The organism is Butyricicoccus sp. (genome assembly GCF_050872565.1).
Classification (GTDB): Bacteria; Bacillota; Clostridia; order Oscillospirales; family Butyricicoccaceae; genus Butyricicoccus_A.
On the sequence record NZ_JBNMHC010000017.1, the window covers coordinates 1 to 14,688 of the forward strand.

General features: G+C 47.9%; 13 protein-coding genes and 1 pseudogene. 5 read left to right on the top strand and 9 right to left on the bottom strand.

Annotated elements, in window-relative coordinates:
- Positions 1-22: 22 nt before the first annotated feature.
- Complete coding sequence (locus ACR0P9_RS01815; protein WP_432617154.1) at positions 23-145, top strand: rubredoxin-like domain-containing protein; 123 nt, start codon at positions 23-25, stop codon at positions 143-145.
- An 80-nt stretch (positions 146-225) separates the two neighbouring features.
- Here ACR0P9_RS01815 and ACR0P9_RS01820 read toward each other — a convergent pair whose 3' ends face one another.
- The 4 genes from ACR0P9_RS01820 to ACR0P9_RS01835 all read right to left on the bottom strand — a co-directional run bounded on the left by ACR0P9_RS01820 (position 226) and on the right by ACR0P9_RS01835 (position 4,247).
- On the bottom strand, positions 226-918 hold the full coding sequence (locus ACR0P9_RS01820; RefSeq protein ID WP_432617142.1) for an MgtC/SapB family protein: 693 nt from the start codon (positions 916-918) through the stop codon (positions 226-228).
- A gap of 13 nt (positions 919-931) precedes the next feature.
- Positions 932-1,657 (bottom strand): MgtC/SapB family protein, encoded by a 726-nt coding sequence (locus tag ACR0P9_RS01825; protein ID WP_432617143.1) that lies wholly within the window; start codon positions 1,655-1,657, stop codon positions 932-934.
- A gap of 38 nt (positions 1,658-1,695) precedes the next feature.
- On the bottom strand, positions 1,696-2,736 hold the full coding sequence (locus ACR0P9_RS01830) for an endonuclease/exonuclease/phosphatase family protein (protein ID WP_432617144.1): 1,041 nt from the start codon (positions 2,734-2,736) through the stop codon (positions 1,696-1,698).
- A gap of 107 nt (positions 2,737-2,843) precedes the next feature.
- Positions 2,844-4,247: an MFS transporter gene (locus ACR0P9_RS01835; protein WP_432617145.1), complete on the bottom strand. Its 1,404-nt coding sequence runs from the start codon at positions 4,245-4,247 to the stop codon at positions 2,844-2,846.
- Positions 4,248-4,469: 222 nt separating this feature from the next.
- Between ACR0P9_RS01835 and ACR0P9_RS01840 the strand changes: the two genes are divergently transcribed.
- Positions 4,470-5,306, top strand: coding sequence for a MurR/RpiR family transcriptional regulator (locus tag ACR0P9_RS01840; RefSeq protein ID WP_432617146.1), 837 nt, complete (start codon positions 4,470-4,472; stop codon positions 5,304-5,306).
- 18 nt (positions 5,307-5,324) lie between these two features.
- Here ACR0P9_RS01840 and ACR0P9_RS01845 read toward each other — a convergent pair whose 3' ends face one another.
- From ACR0P9_RS01845 to ACR0P9_RS01855, 3 genes are all read right to left on the bottom strand, one after another.
- Entirely contained in the window at positions 5,325-6,422 is a 1,098-nt protein-coding gene (locus ACR0P9_RS01845; protein ID WP_432617147.1) for an AI-2E family transporter, read from the bottom strand.
- A 110-nt stretch (positions 6,423-6,532) separates the two neighbouring features.
- Positions 6,533-6,748, bottom strand: a complete 216-nt coding sequence (locus ACR0P9_RS01850) for a hypothetical protein (protein WP_432617148.1) — start codon at positions 6,746-6,748, stop codon at positions 6,533-6,535.
- Between the two features lie 111 nt (positions 6,749-6,859).
- The gene (locus ACR0P9_RS01855) at positions 6,860-7,444 is read right to left on the bottom strand and encodes a GDSL-type esterase/lipase family protein (RefSeq protein WP_432617149.1); all 585 of its coding nucleotides are present in this window, start codon (positions 7,442-7,444) and stop codon (positions 6,860-6,862) included.
- A 283-nt stretch (positions 7,445-7,727) separates the two neighbouring features.
- On the opposite strand from ACR0P9_RS01855, the gene ACR0P9_RS01860 reads away from it, so the two are divergent.
- Positions 7,728-8,075 (top strand): hypothetical protein, encoded by a 348-nt coding sequence (locus ACR0P9_RS01860; RefSeq protein ID WP_432617150.1) that lies wholly within the window; start codon positions 7,728-7,730, stop codon positions 8,073-8,075.
- Between the two features lie 105 nt (positions 8,076-8,180).
- On the opposite strand, the gene ACR0P9_RS01865 is transcribed toward ACR0P9_RS01860, so the two are convergent.
- Entirely contained in the window at positions 8,181-9,014 is an 834-nt protein-coding gene (locus ACR0P9_RS01865) for a purine-nucleoside phosphorylase (RefSeq protein ID WP_432617151.1), read from the bottom strand.
- 148 nt (positions 9,015-9,162) lie between these two features.
- Between ACR0P9_RS01865 and ACR0P9_RS01870 the strand changes: the two genes are divergently transcribed.
- A complete protein-coding gene (locus ACR0P9_RS01870) occupies positions 9,163-11,931 on the top strand; it encodes a DNA methyltransferase (protein ID WP_432617152.1) in 2,769 nt (922 codons plus the stop codon).
- Between the two features lie 113 nt (positions 11,932-12,044).
- Complete coding sequence (locus ACR0P9_RS01875; RefSeq protein WP_432617153.1) at positions 12,045-14,198, top strand: Tex family protein; 2,154 nt, start codon at positions 12,045-12,047, stop codon at positions 14,196-14,198.
- Positions 14,199-14,259: 61 nt separating this feature from the next.
- Here the strand turns inward: ACR0P9_RS01875 and ACR0P9_RS01880 are convergent.
- Positions 14,260-14,688 (bottom strand): annotated as a pseudogene (locus tag ACR0P9_RS01880) (aminoacyl-histidine dipeptidase); the annotation flags it as partial.

Below are 14,688 nucleotides of genomic sequence, written 5' to 3' on the forward strand. Positions count from 1 at the left end.
CAACGCGCCGATTTACCGCACGCTGGACGAACACTATGGCTATCGCTGCTCCGTCTGCGGCTATGTCCACAAATCGGATACTCTGCCGGAGGATTTCCGCTGTCCGGTATGTAAGCAGCCCGCAAGTAAGTTTGAAAAATTATAAATATTATGCCAAAAGGCTCCCATCCAGGAGCCTTTTGTTGTGAAGAGTTATAATAATAGGATTTAGGAAATAAGCCAAAGTTACAGTTCTTCTACCGAAATCACGCCTTCTGTCTCTCCTACTGTCTTGAGCACGCGGCTGACGCCGCAGCCATGCGGCAGGCGCAGCGAGAAAATCGCACAGGCATTATGTTTTTTGCTTCCAGTAGAACGGGTAATTTGAATATTCAGCAGCTTAATCTGGTTGTCTCGATACAGCTGCAACACATTGTCCAGACAAATCTTTCCGGTGTATTCCATGTATAAATTGATCTCCGGTACATTATCCAGCACACGATATTCCAGCTTAGAAAAGACCAGTTCTGCCGCCATAATGAGCACGGTTGTCAAAATACCGCCCTCATAAAATCCGCCGCCAAACGCCAAACCGATAATGGCACACGTCCAAAGTCCAGCGGCTGTCGTCAAGCCTTTGACCCGCTGTCTGCGCGTGACAATAATCGTACCGGCACCGATAAAGCCGATGCCTGCAACAACTTGTGCACCCAAACGCGCCATATCCGTAAAATAATGCATATTTAAGTACAAATATTGGCTCGTCAGCGTGGTAATCGCTGCACCGATGCAAATCAAAATATGGGTGCGAAATCCCGCCGGACGCCGTTTATATGAACGTTCCATACCAATCACGCCGCCGCACAGCACAGCCAACGTCAACCGAACAAACACAGAGGCCAGCGTGACTTCCCGCAGACCGTCAAACATAGATAGCATGGGAAACGCCTCCTTAAATTTCTTCAATCACGCAAATGCCATCCAAACCGGCAAGATTCGACAGCAATTGACTGTGTGTCTGTTTCTGATTCATGCGAACGGAAAAGAATGCGCTGGGATTGCGCGATTGCTTTTCTCTGCCGCGTTCTATATCCACTTCGTAAATTTGCACGTCCTGTGCTTTCAAATGATTGATGATATTTCCCACTTGATTCATCGAAGAAAATTCAATATACAAATTGATGTCGCGGGAAAATTCCTGAATCATCACATCGACAATCGGGAACACGCGGATGCTCAAAAAGATCAGCGGAAACGCAACCAACACACATTCATAAAAGCCTGCGCCAACCGCCAAACCCGTGCAGGCAGACGCCCACAGTCCGGCAGCCGTTGTCAGTCCCGTGACCTGTTGATGTCCTGTGACCAAAATCGTACCGGCGCCCAAAAAACCAATGCCGTTGATGACCTGTGCGCCGAAACGCGACACGTCGGTCTTGATGCCAATCTGCTGTGCCAATTCCCGCCAAGGCCCTTGTACCATCGTAAATTCATACTGACTGAGCAGCACAGTAAGTGTGGCGCCGAGACAAACCAGCATATATGTGCGAAACCCCGCCGGTCTTCGTTTTCGCCCGCGTTCCAGTCCAATACAGCCGCCGATAATCATCGCCAGCAGCAGACGCAGCACAACCGACGCAAAATGAAATTCCCGCAGATATTGCAGCATATCGTTCATCACTGATTTGTCTCCTTTCTCACAGAATATGACGCCGCTTACAGCAATTTGCAGGTTGCCCAGCAGGCATTGTGATCGGACAATTCTTTTCCAGTAAACCGTGCCAGTGCACTGCCCGGAGCTGCCCATGTGCAGTCTTTGCGTTCGGTCGAAATCGTGCCATGATCCTGACAAACCATGCCGCGAGCCATGAGCCAATCCAGCTTGAGCAGCATACACGCACCGTTTGGCATCGGCTTGCGTCTGGTACCCTCTGTGCTGCTGAATTCATGATAGGAGAATCCGTGTTCTTCTGCCTGCGGCAGCGCGCGTTCATATTGTTCAACCGTTGTCATGTGCTGTGCCAAACGTTTTGGATCGTTGAACAGCGCGGTAAATCCGGGAATATCATTGCCGTCAAAAGTATTTGTATTCAAATCGCCGCCAATCATGACAGGTACATCCGGCGCAAACGACCGCTGGATTTCCTGATAAATGGCATCCATCTGTGCGGCGCGTCCCTCACTGTCCGTGCGGTTTTCCAAATGGACCACCACGGCACCGACTTCCCGCCCGCCGACATCCAGCGAGCAAACAATGCCAACACGCGCGCCAATGCGCTTCTGCCGATCAAAATACCAGTTGTACTGCTCCGGCAAATGCACAGCCTTTGCCCAGCGAATCGGCCAACGGGAAAACAAAGCATTGCCATGAAAGCCCTTTTTATCATGTGGATTGACCAGTTCAATGAATTCCAATCCATACGCATAATTCATGCCGATGGCTTTTGCGATTTCCATGGCAACATTCTGATTGCCGGAACGTTCCGCGCCGTCATCCAGCTCATTGGCATAAATTATATCCATATCGCGGAGATCCGGACACATTGTCAGAAAATCAATGGTTTCATGTAGCGTTACGCCGCGTTCAATATTGAATACCACATGCTTGAGGGTCTCCGGTACTGTTTTGGGAGCCGAAAACAAATTATGTACTTCGCAGGTTTGATACTGCGGAATTTTCTCCATGACGCGGAATTGTCCAAGATTCGGCACCTGATTGCCGAGCGCAATTCGCGTTTCATAGGACATCGCTTCCATATTTAACACACCTTTCTGACGTTACAATTTGCAATATTCTTTCTTAAGAGAGTCAGCCGGCAGAACGCTTACACATTCTGTCGGCTGAAGAGGGGGAATAAAATTTCTTATGCCTTTTGTGCAGAGGCCTCTGCTGCTTCGCGCTGCTTCATCTCGGTGATGATGCGCGGATAAATCTTATCCAGCTTGTAGAACAGAAGCAGGATGCCAATACCGCCCCAAGCAATGATGTTGCCGATGATATAAATGCCAATCAGCATCTGAGACTGTACGGCATTGATGGTTGCCGTACCGGCAAAACCTACGAGAGACATCAAAGCGCCAAAGATCGCACTGGTCATACCGGAGCCGAACTTCTGACCGGCAGTCGTTGCAGATACCATCAAGCCCTGTACGCGAATGCCGCTCTTCCAAGCGCCATACTCGATAACGTCAGCCAGCATAGAATACTTGACGCCGCGGAAGCAGCCCTTGCCGATGCCGCGCATGACGCAGGCAAACAGTGCCAGATTCAAAGCACTCGGATTCAGGAACAGCGATACCGTACCAATAACAGCGACAATTGCACCGATGAGTGCTACATTGCGCTTGCCAAATTTGGCAATGAACGGGGAAAGAACCAATACCGTGATAACCTGCGGAATGGATTCAAACGAAGCCAGTGCGCCGAGCAAGTCACGATTGCCCAGAATATACTGTGCATAGTATGCGTTGCAAGTGCCCGTGACAGCTTCATAGAAGGAAAGGAATACTGCCAGCAGGAAGAACATAATGAAGTATTTGTTGGTCAGGCAAAGCTTGATGCCCATGAGCAGCGGTACATTTTTGCCGTCCTTGGTCTTGGTCTCTTCTACAACGCGCTCATGGCAGTTCTTGAAGCAGATCATCAGCATGACAATCGAAACGATAGCATAGACGATGGAAAGCTCAATCCAAGCCTGCTGGGTATCGCCCAGCATAGTGACCAGCGGGAAGGTAATTGCTGTGATAATCATGTTGCCGATAGCCGACATGCCGGTACGGAACAGATTGACAACGGCACGCTGATCGGTATCACGGGTCATCAGGGTTGCCAGCGTTGCATACGGCAGATTCAATGCGGTATATACGACAGTCGTGCAGAAGTTATAGGTAATAAAGACATAAATGCCTTTGACAATCGGCGTAGCTGGCGGAACCGTGAACAGCAGAACCGCTGCAATGCCATACGGAATCATCATCCACAAAATCCAAGCTCTGGATTTGCCGTGTTTGGAATGGGTTCGGTCTACGAGATGTCCAATCAAGACATCCGAGAAGCCATCAAAGAATCGGGATACCAACATAATGGTACCGACCATGGCCGCTGAAATGCCAACCACATTGGTATAGAAGTAAATCAGCAGAGACGTTGTCAGCGCATAAACGACATTACACGCGACATCGCCGAGGCCATACGAGAATTTTTCCTTCAAATGAATTTTTTCAAATTCCTTATCACCGGCAAACGTCGGATTTTTCGAGTTGCCCATGTTTCTCCATCCTTTCCTGTACGCGGAGATACCGTCCGGACAATCACAGAAGCGTTCTGTAATGGCATCTCCCTTTGACTGCACTTAGTATAACACTCTATCGAATAAAATTCAATAATTTAAGTTGTAAAAAGAATATTGTTCATTTTTGTGCATTCTACACAAACCGCCAAACATGTGGTATAATATTCCTATCAACGAGGAAAAATCAGGAGGTTCGGTATGAAAAAGAACCCTTATGCAGCGATAAAATCACAATATTCATCCTTTTCCAAGGTCAGTAAGAAGATTGCCGACTTTGTGCTGGATGACCCTGCTCATGTCACAGAAATCAGTGTACAGCAGGCGGCGCGGGAACTCGACATCGCAGAATCGAGTATTGTTCGATTTTGCAAGCTGGTCGGATGCTCCGGCTTCAGCGAGATGAAGCTGCTGCTTGCCAAATACGCTTCTAAAGCAGTACATACCATCTTTGAAGATCTTTCGGAAAATGACACGGTAGAATCCATCACAAAAAACGTCTTTGCACGAAACATTGACACGCTGGAGCGCGCATTAAGTCTGCTGGACTTTGACAAGATTGACCGCGCCGCCGCGGTTCTCAGTCAGGCTTCCTGCATTCTCATCGCCGGTGTCGGTGCCTCCGGCACGATTGCCGAAGACTTCTATATCCGTCTGATGCGTATCGGTATCCGCGCCGAATCGCTGACTGACTCTCATTTGATGCAGATTCGAGCCGGACAGTGCGATGATTCTACCGTCATGATTGGCATTTCACACACCGGTAAAACTCATGAAATTGTCTCTGCACTGGATGTCGCCAGAGCATACGGCGCAAAAACTATCGGTATTACCGGTTATCCCAACACACCGCTCAAGCAGTCTTCCGATATTTGTCTGGAGCTGTATTCACCGGATCAGCTGTTTGTCTCTCCGCGCGTGGCGCAGTTTTCTCTGATTGACAGTCTGTATGTCAGCATTGCCATTCGACAAAAAGACCGCGTCGTGCAGAACATTCAGCGCATGAACGAAGTACTCGAACCGTTCCGTATAGACTGACGCAGAAAAAAAGTTCCCTCAGCGGGAACTTTTTTTCTTTTCCCTATTGCGCACGCTGTTGCGAAGCAAGGTGTACAGTACCGTGGTAATCGGTACACCAAACAGCATTCCGACCACGCCGCCGATTTGTCCGCCGACGGTAATGGCCAGCAGTACCCAAATACCCGGCAGACCCAGCCGACCACCGACCACCCGCGGATAAATCACATTGTTTTCAATCTGCTGCAAAATCACAAAGAACACCAGAAACAGCATCGCCTTCCACGGTGAGATCATAAACAATAAAATCACAGCGACCATGCCACCGATATATGCACCTAAAATGGGAATCATCGCTGTCATGCCTACCACGACACTGACAACGCCAGCGTATTCCAATCGGAGAAGCAGCATACCGACAAAACACAGACCGCCCAAAATCGCCGCTTCTGTCGTCTGACCGATTAAATAATTGCGAAAGCAATCGACAATGACATGCAGCACATTGTGTACCTGTTCATAGGTCTGCTCCGGCAGATAAGCGCGCAAGATTCGTTTCACCTGAGATAAAATACGCTGTTTTCCCGCCAGTAAATACGCAGAAAAGGCAATGCCGATGGCAAGCGTTCCCAGTGCCCGCAGCATGGTTCCGGTCACAGACAAAATGCGCGGCACCACCGCAGCATCAAATTTTCCCAGCCCTGCATGTGCCAGCTCCATAAGATTACTCAAATCAATGCGCTGTAAGCGAAGCGGTATGGTGATGCGATCTAATTCCTGCTGTAAATTGGTTAGATACTCATCCATATGCATGGCGAAAGTACGTACACTGTCAATGAGCTGCGGAATGACAATGCCGACCACCGCAGCAATCAGGGCGAGGATGAACAAGTACGCACCCAAAATACCAACTGCTTTGGCGGGTTTCTCCCGCCATTTTGCTTTTCGCATCAAAAATTTTTGAATCAGCTCGCTGGGCTGATTGAGCACAAAAGCAATGACAATTCCCAGCAAAAACGTGCGAAACAGCTGTGCAATGCCGGAAATCCCTCGCAAAATCATACCACTGCACAGTAGAAAAAGCAAACCGACCAGTATTCCTATCAGCCATCCTGTACTGCGCTGTTTTTTCTCCATGGTATCTCCCCTCTCTGATACCCAGTATGCCCAAATAAAAAAGAAAAGTCCCATTTCTGGAACTTTTCTTTGTGTATTGTATTGGTTTTGTGTAGGGGCAATACAATGGATTATCCTGCTTTTGCACGTAAGCGATCATTTTCTTCCTGCTGTTCTGCCAAATCATCCATCAGCTTCATAATGCGCTGCTTGTAATAATCAGATACTTTTTCTATCATCTCACAGGTCTGTGCTCTATCATAGCCACCAAACAAAGTAGTCGGAATAGACAGCTTCATGCTTCCGTCTTCGTCATACAAAACATAGGTTTCCATCGGGTTACGCATACTTGTTTCCTCCTTTGTCTCTCTTTTTTCTTTGTCTGTATCATACCAAGCCTGCGTAAATTTTTCTCCCCGAACAATGTAAAGTTTTGTATTTATTTCGTAAAATCCATGTTAGCTCTGTAAAAACAGCTGTTGCTGCGCAATGTGCGCGAGAATGGCATGTCCGCGCTCATTGGGATGAATGCCATCAGAAAAATAGCGCGGATACCCATCTACTGTATATTTTGGAAATTCACGGGCAAAATCTAAGTAGAGCCAGCCATTTTCCTGCGCACAGCTGCGAATCCAATCCGCCAACCGCTCCAAATTCTGCGGCAGCGTTTGAATCCCTGGATAATACGGTGCCCAATCATTTTCCAGCAGCATGTCATAATCCGGCATGACGCACACCGCCGGAACCACCTCAATGCCATGCATCTCCGCGCAGGTATACATCGTGTGCAGATTTTGTATCACCGTTTGAAGATTGCCTCCTTCACTCAAATCATTGACGCCGCCCATAATCACCACGCGATCCGGCTGTTCCCGCAGGACATGCGCCGAAAAACGCCGCAGCATTCCGGTCGTTGTGTCTCCGCTGATACCGTGATTGATGTTCTCGCCGCCGTGCAGACGCTCTACCCAGCCCTCGCCGCAGGAAACGCCGTATCCTTCTGTGATACTGTCTCCGAGAAAAACCGTCCGTATTTCCTTCATAACGCTCCTCTTTTCTTCATCTATCCGAAATTTTGACACAATTTTTGTCATTTTGCACAAACGTGCAAAATAAAGTTTGTACTGTTGCCCAATTGTTACGTTGTTGAACTCCCGTTAAAACTATGTTATAATCAAGACAAGAAAAAAACCTTTAAAGTATCTTATACATCCGTTATTTCTGCCGCGCATATGATGGAAGTTGTGTTGTGCGTCTTTTAACGAGCAGATTTTTACTATTTAGATTTCCATTTATTTATTATTTATCTGAAATGAGGTGCTTTCCATGTTACAGCTTAAGACTCCGCTTTCTCCGGCTGAATCTGATCTGCTCCTCAAATGCCTTTCTGATATGGAAAACGATTTGAGAGAGCGCCGGACTTCATCGAAACAAGATCTCGCCAAACAAACAACGCTTGCTTCTGCCAAGCAAAAAATTGCATCGCATACCTACGATAGCTTTTATCGAGACGAGATTACCCATATGGTCTTTGCTTTAGACTCTCTCACGAGAAAATACCGCGCACAATTGACGGAAAATATTCCGCCAGCGCAGGCAGAGACGGTTGGAACGGAACTTCGTACTGCCGCTATTGCGCTCTCCAAACTCAAGCGTGCAAATTCGCAAAATTAAGTCTGTTTCAGAACATTTTTTGTTCTATGCCCTCCTTTCTTGCGCAGGTTCACCCCCTCCTGCGCAAAGGCGCATCTGTCCTCCCTGACAGATGCGCCTCTCTTTTTATATGCTCTTTGCAATGGCCACAATGGACTGATACACCAGTTTTTCAAATCGAGGTGCCACAAGATCTGCGTTTTGCTGCACTTCTTCATGCAGCAGTGGTCCGCCTGTCATGCCAGCCGCCATATTGGACACGCAGGAAATACCGCACACGCGCATTCCCATATGCCGCGCCGCAATCACTTCGCAAGCCGTGCTCATGCCGACAGCATCGCCGCCCAGCGTGCGAACCATCCGAATCTCTGCCGGAGATTCAAACTGCGGTCCCGGCAGCTGAACATAAACGCCTTCTTGCAGCGGAATGTTTTCTTTCTTTGCCGTGCTGCGAATGATTTCACACAGCGTTTTGTCATAGGCTTCCGTCATATCCGGAAAGCGAACGCCCAGTTTGTCGATATTGGCTCCGCGCAGCGGAGACGGAATAAACGAAGAAATCTGGTCACGAATCAGCATCAAATCTCCCGCATGGAATGATGCATTGACACCGCCAGACGCATTGGTCACCATGAGAATTTCTGCGCCCATCAGCTTCATCAAACGAATCGGCAACACGACATCGGAAATTTCATAGCCCTCATAATAATGCACACGTCCCTGCATAATCACTACCGGAACGGCATCCACATAACCAAAGACATATTGTCCCTTATGTCCCTCTACCGTCGAGGTCGGGAATCCCTCAATGGCGTGATAGCTAACGGTCTGCACCACGCGAATGCGGTCGGCAAACGCGCCCAAGCCTGTGCCCAATACCAGAGCAAATTTCGGCTGAAAATCCGTCAGCGCACGCAGGCTCTCATAACATTTTGTCAGTTTTTCATAAGCAGGATTCATGTGCTCACATCCTTCTGGGTTTGATATGTTTAGTATAGCATATTTCTTGTATCAGAGAAAGAACACAGGAAAGAATTTTTAAGCCGTCTCTTGCCAAGAAGAAAAATAGTCGGTACAATAAAAGTATTCTTTTAGAAAGGATGATGACATGACAGCGCAGGAGCAACGTGCTGCCGCACGCAAATTTGCTGAGGACTGGAATGGACGCGGTGATGAAAAGCAGGATACGCAGGTATTCTGGATTGCATTGCTACAGCATGTATTTGGTGTAGAACGTCCGACGGAATTCATTCAATTTGAGAAAACTGTTCAACTGAGCCACAAGAGTTTTATTGATGGATATATTCCTCAGACAAAAGTTTTAATTGAACAAAAAGGTAAAGATATAAAACTAAAACATGCTTATCGCCAGTCGGACGGCTCTTCCCTCACGCCGTACCAACAGGCTCAAAGATATGCCGGCTACTTACCATATGAAGAACGCCCACGTTGGATTATTGTCTGCAACTTCCAAGAATTCGACTTATATGACACCAACTATCCAAATGGTGAGCCAGAAGTTATCCGTTTGGCTGATTTAGAAAAAGAATATCACCGTCTGGCATGTATTGTGAACGAGAACAGCAAGGCAGTAAAAAAAGAAATGGAAGTTTCTATTGCTGCTGGCGAAATCGTCGGTAAGCTTTATAATGCTTTTCTCCAACAGTATAACGACCCTGAAGATCCTGAAAGTCTAAAAAGTTTGAATGTACTGTGTGTCCGTCTCGTATTTTGCTTATACGCAGAAGATGCAGAAATCTTTGGTCAGCGCAATATGTTTCTGAATTATTTACAGGAATTTGACACACGGCATATGCGCAAAGCCTTGATTGAATTATTCCAAGTGCTTGATACTAAGCCCGAAAATCGTGACCCGTACTTAGAGCCGGAGCTTGCAGCTTTCCCCTATGTCAACGGCGGCTTATTCGCCAAAGAAGATATTGAAATCCCACAGTTTACAGAAGAAATCCGTCAATTACTGCTAGAAAAAGCAAGTGCGGATTTTGATTGGTCTGACATCAGCCCAACGATCTTTGGTGCAGTATTCGAGAGTACGCTGAATCCAGAAACCCGCCGAAAAGGTGGTATGCATTACACCTCAATCGAAAATATTCATAAAGTCATTGATCCTTTATTTCTCGATGATTTACGCGCAGAGCTGAATGAAATTCAGCAAATCCAAGTAGATAAAACGCGAAAACAAAAACTAGAAACGTATCGGGACAAGCTGTCTCAGCTGACCTTTCTCGATCCCGCCGCGGGAAGCGGAAACTTTTTAACAGAAACGTATCTGTGCCTGCGCCGTTTGGAAAATCAGGCATTGCGCTTACTGTCCGACCAGCTAGTCATGGGCGATACCATCAACAATCCGATTAAAGTCTCGATTCAGCAATTTTACGGCATTGAAATCAATGACTTTGCTGTGACAGTCGCTAAAACGGCTCTCTGGATTGCGGAAAGTCAAATGCTCAAGGAAACTGAGGATATTATCAGCCACACCATCGATTTTCTTCCGCTCAAGTCCTATGTCAATATTGTGGAAGCAAACGCCCTCCGCATGGATTGGGAAACCGTTGTCCCGAAAAATCAACTGAATTATATCATGGGCAACCCACCGTTTGTGGGATATACTTATCAAACCAAAGAACAGAAAGCTGACTTAATAGCTGTTGTTACTGGTGCTGGAAAAAATATTGATTATGTCTCCGGCTGGTACTGGAAAGCGGCTCAGCTCATGCAAAATACTGCCATTCGCACCGCATTTGTCTCTACCAACTCAATTACGCAAGGCGAACAGGTCGCTGGCGTTTGGAAACCATTGTATGACCGTTTCGGTATCCATATTGACTTTGCGCATCGCACCTTTATTTGGGATAGCGAAGCCAATCTGAAAGCCCATGTGCATTGCGTCATTGTCGGATTTAGCTATGCTGTCAATACCAAACCGCGCATGCTGTTTACCGGAAATCGAATGGAAATTGTAGACAATATCAATGCATATTTAATTGATGCTCCTGATATTTTTATCGCCAGACGCAGTAAGCCGTTATGCGATGTTCCTAGTATAAGTAAGGGAAGTCAACCCACCGATGGTGGTAACTTAATCCTTACACGAGAAGAAACTGAAGAATTATTACAGCGTGAGCCACAGGCAAAGCAATTTATCCGACCATATATGATGGGAAAAGATTTTATCATGCGTAAGCCTCGCTTTTGCCTTTGGATGGTTGGTGTAAAACCTTCTGAAATCCAGAAATGTCCTCTTGTGAGAGAACGTATCAAGGCAGTAAAAAACTATCGCCTAAAGAGCACCAAAGCGGCAACTCGAAAAAAAGCTGAAACACCTGCACTGTTCGATGAAGTCAGAGAATGTAAAACAAATTATATTGCTATCCCAAAAGTTTCATCTCAAAACCGAAAATATATCCCAATGGAGTATCTCTCCCCTCAAATAATTGCCGGTGACAAATTATTCATGTTAGCATCTTCTTCGCTATATTATCTTGGTATTCTGACATCAAATGTTCATATGTCATGGATGCGAGCCGTATGCGGAAGATTGAAAAGTGATTATAGTTATTCTAATACAATTGTCTACAACAACTTTCCTTGGCCAGATGCAACAGACGCACAGAAGGCGAAAATTGAGCAGACGGCGCAGGGTATTCTGGATGCCCGTGCATTATATCCCGACAGCAGTTTAGCCGATTTATATGATGAACTCACTATGCCGCCGGAGCTTCGCAAAGCACACCAGAAAAACGACCAAGCGGTTTTATCCGCTTACGGCATCAAGAAAGGTGATGCCGCTTATTCCAGTGAAAGTGCCTGCGTTGCAGAGCTTATGCGCCGGTATCAAGCCTTGACGGAAGCGTAATTTTGACTTACTGAATGGTTTCCCTCTCAGGCACGTCTGCATGATTTGCCCTTGCCAAGAGGAAAAATAGTCGGTACAATATACGGAGTATTCTAACATTGGAAAGGACTCCTATGAACATTACTGAAACGCTCGCGCAGGAGCTGAACCTGCGCCCAGAACACGTACAAAATGTCATTTCGCTGCTCGACGAGGGCAACACCATCCCATTTATTGCGCGATACCGCAAGGAAATGCACGGTTCGATGGACGATCAGATCATTCGTCAGCTTTCCGACCGCATGACCTATCTGCGCGGCTTAGAAAAGCGCAAAGAAGATGTTATCCACGCCATCTCTGAGCAGGGCAAGCTGACAGATACCCTCAAGGTATCCATTGAGCAGGCAGACACCCTGACTGCTGTGGAGGATTTATATCTGCCATTTCGTCCCAAGCGCAAAACGCGCGCTTCTGCCGCACGCGCCAAGGGATTGGAACCGCTGGCAACGCGTCTGATTGTCGGCACCAAGCAGCCGATTGAAGCATTGGCACAGGAATTTGTATCAGCGGAACAGGAGGTAAACACATGGCAGGATGCTCTGTCCGGTGCTATGGATATTCTCGCTGAAGACTGCTCGGTCAACGCGGCACTGCGTGGCCATCTGCGCGCACTGATTCGCAACACCGGCGAGCTGGTTTCCTCCGGCAAGGAAGTAGAAAAGACCGTATATGAAAAATACGGCGCATTTTCCTGCCCAATCCGCCGCATCCAGAGCCATCAGGTGCTCGCTCTCAACCGCGGCGAGCGCGAAAAGCTGCTGAAAGTTGATGTGGTCTGTGATGAAGAAGCTGCCCTCCAGCTCATCTGCCGTTCAGTATTCCGCAAGCCGCATCCGTATGAAAAACAGCTGACAGAAATGGCACAAGACGCATGGAAACGTCTGCTGTTTCCGTCTCTCAGCCGCGAAATTCGCAAGGAATTGACAGATACAGCAAATGAACAGTCTATCGCTACGTTTGCGCTCAATCTGCGTCCGCTGCTCATGCAGCCGCCAATCAAGCATCATGTTGTCCTTGGTTTTGATCCCGGTTATCGCATGGGCTGCAAGCTGGCAGTTGTCGATGAAACCGGTGCTGTTCTGGACACTGCGGTGATTTATCCAACGATGTCCAAGAAATCCATTCCTGAAGCCAAAAAAATCATGCAGCAGTTGTGTGAAACCAATCATGTCACCTGCATTGCCTTGGGCAACGGCACAGCAAGCCGTGAATCCGAACAATTTTTGACGGAATTTATCCGAGAAAGCGGTCTGCCGATTCAATACATGGTTGTCAGTGAGGCTGGTGCTTCTGTCTATTCTGCTTCCAAACTTGCTGCACAGGAATTCCCGGATTTTGACGTCAATCTGCGTTCTGCTGTCTCTATCGCCCGCCGGTTGGAAGATCCGCTCGCAGAGCTGGTCAAAATTGATCCGAAGGCAATTGGCATCGGTCAGTATCAGCACGATATGCCGCAGGCACGGCTGTCTCAGGCATTGGACGGCGTTGTCGAAGACTGCGTGAATGCAGTCGGTGTCGATTTGAACACAGCCTCCCCTTCTCTGCTGGAACACATCGCCGGTATCTCTCCGGCAATCGCCAAGAACATCGAGGCGTATCGGCAGGAAAATGGTGCTTTTACTTCGCGCAAGCAGCTGCTCAAGGTTGCTAAGCTCGGTCCAAAAGCGTTTGAACAGTGCGCCGGTTTCCTGCGTGTCGCAGAGAGCAAGGAAGTGCTCGACCGCACGGCGGTACATCCGGAATCGTATCCGGCAGCTAAAACCTTGTTGTCTCTGTGCGGCTACACCGAACAGGATGTTGCAGACCGCCGGTTATCCGATTTGAACGACCGTATCAAAAAGGCAGGAAAGCAAGAGCTTGCTGAACGCTGCGGCATCGGTGTACCGACACTGTTAGATATTGCCGCTGAGCTGCAAAAGCCGGGACGCGATCCGCGTGATGAATTGCCTGCTCCGCTGCTGCGAAGCGCAGATGTCATGACGCTCAATCAGCTGAAACCGGGAATGGAAGTTGTCGGAACCGTGCGCAACGTGTGTGATTTCGGCGCATTTGTGGACATTGGCGTGCACGAGGACGGCTTGGTGCATATTTCTCAGCTGTCTGACCAGTTCGTCAAGCATCCATCCGATATTGTCAGCGTCGGTGATGTCATCAAGGCCGTTGTCCTCTCTGTGGACACGACCAGAAAACGCATTGGTCTTTCCATGCGCGGCATCAAGCAAAAATAATTGCATAAAAACAAAAGGGAGAGCTACCAAAACAGCTCTCCCTTTTATTTTTGTTCTTTCTTTACTTGCACGCCTTGAGGACGCCTAAAAGGAACTGCCATGTGCGCTGTACCGACGGGATGGACAACCGCTCGCGCGTTGTATGGATTTCTTCAATGTCCGGTCCAAAAGAAATCGCATCCAAATCCGGCAGCTTGCCAGCGAGCAATCCACACTCTACACCGGCATGAATGGCTTCAATCTTCGGGGCTTCGCCATACTGCTCCGTGTACACCTGTGTCATGATACGGCGCAGCTTGGATTCCTTGCGATACTCCCATGCCGGATATTCTCCTTCAATCTCTGCACCACCGCCGTAACGTGCCATCAAATCTGCCAGTTGTTCCATCAGTGCATCTTTTTCCGCATTGATAGAGCTTCGCACGGAGAACGTCATGTGCACACCGCGAAAATCCGTTTTCAGGATACCCAAATTCAAGGAGGTCTGTAC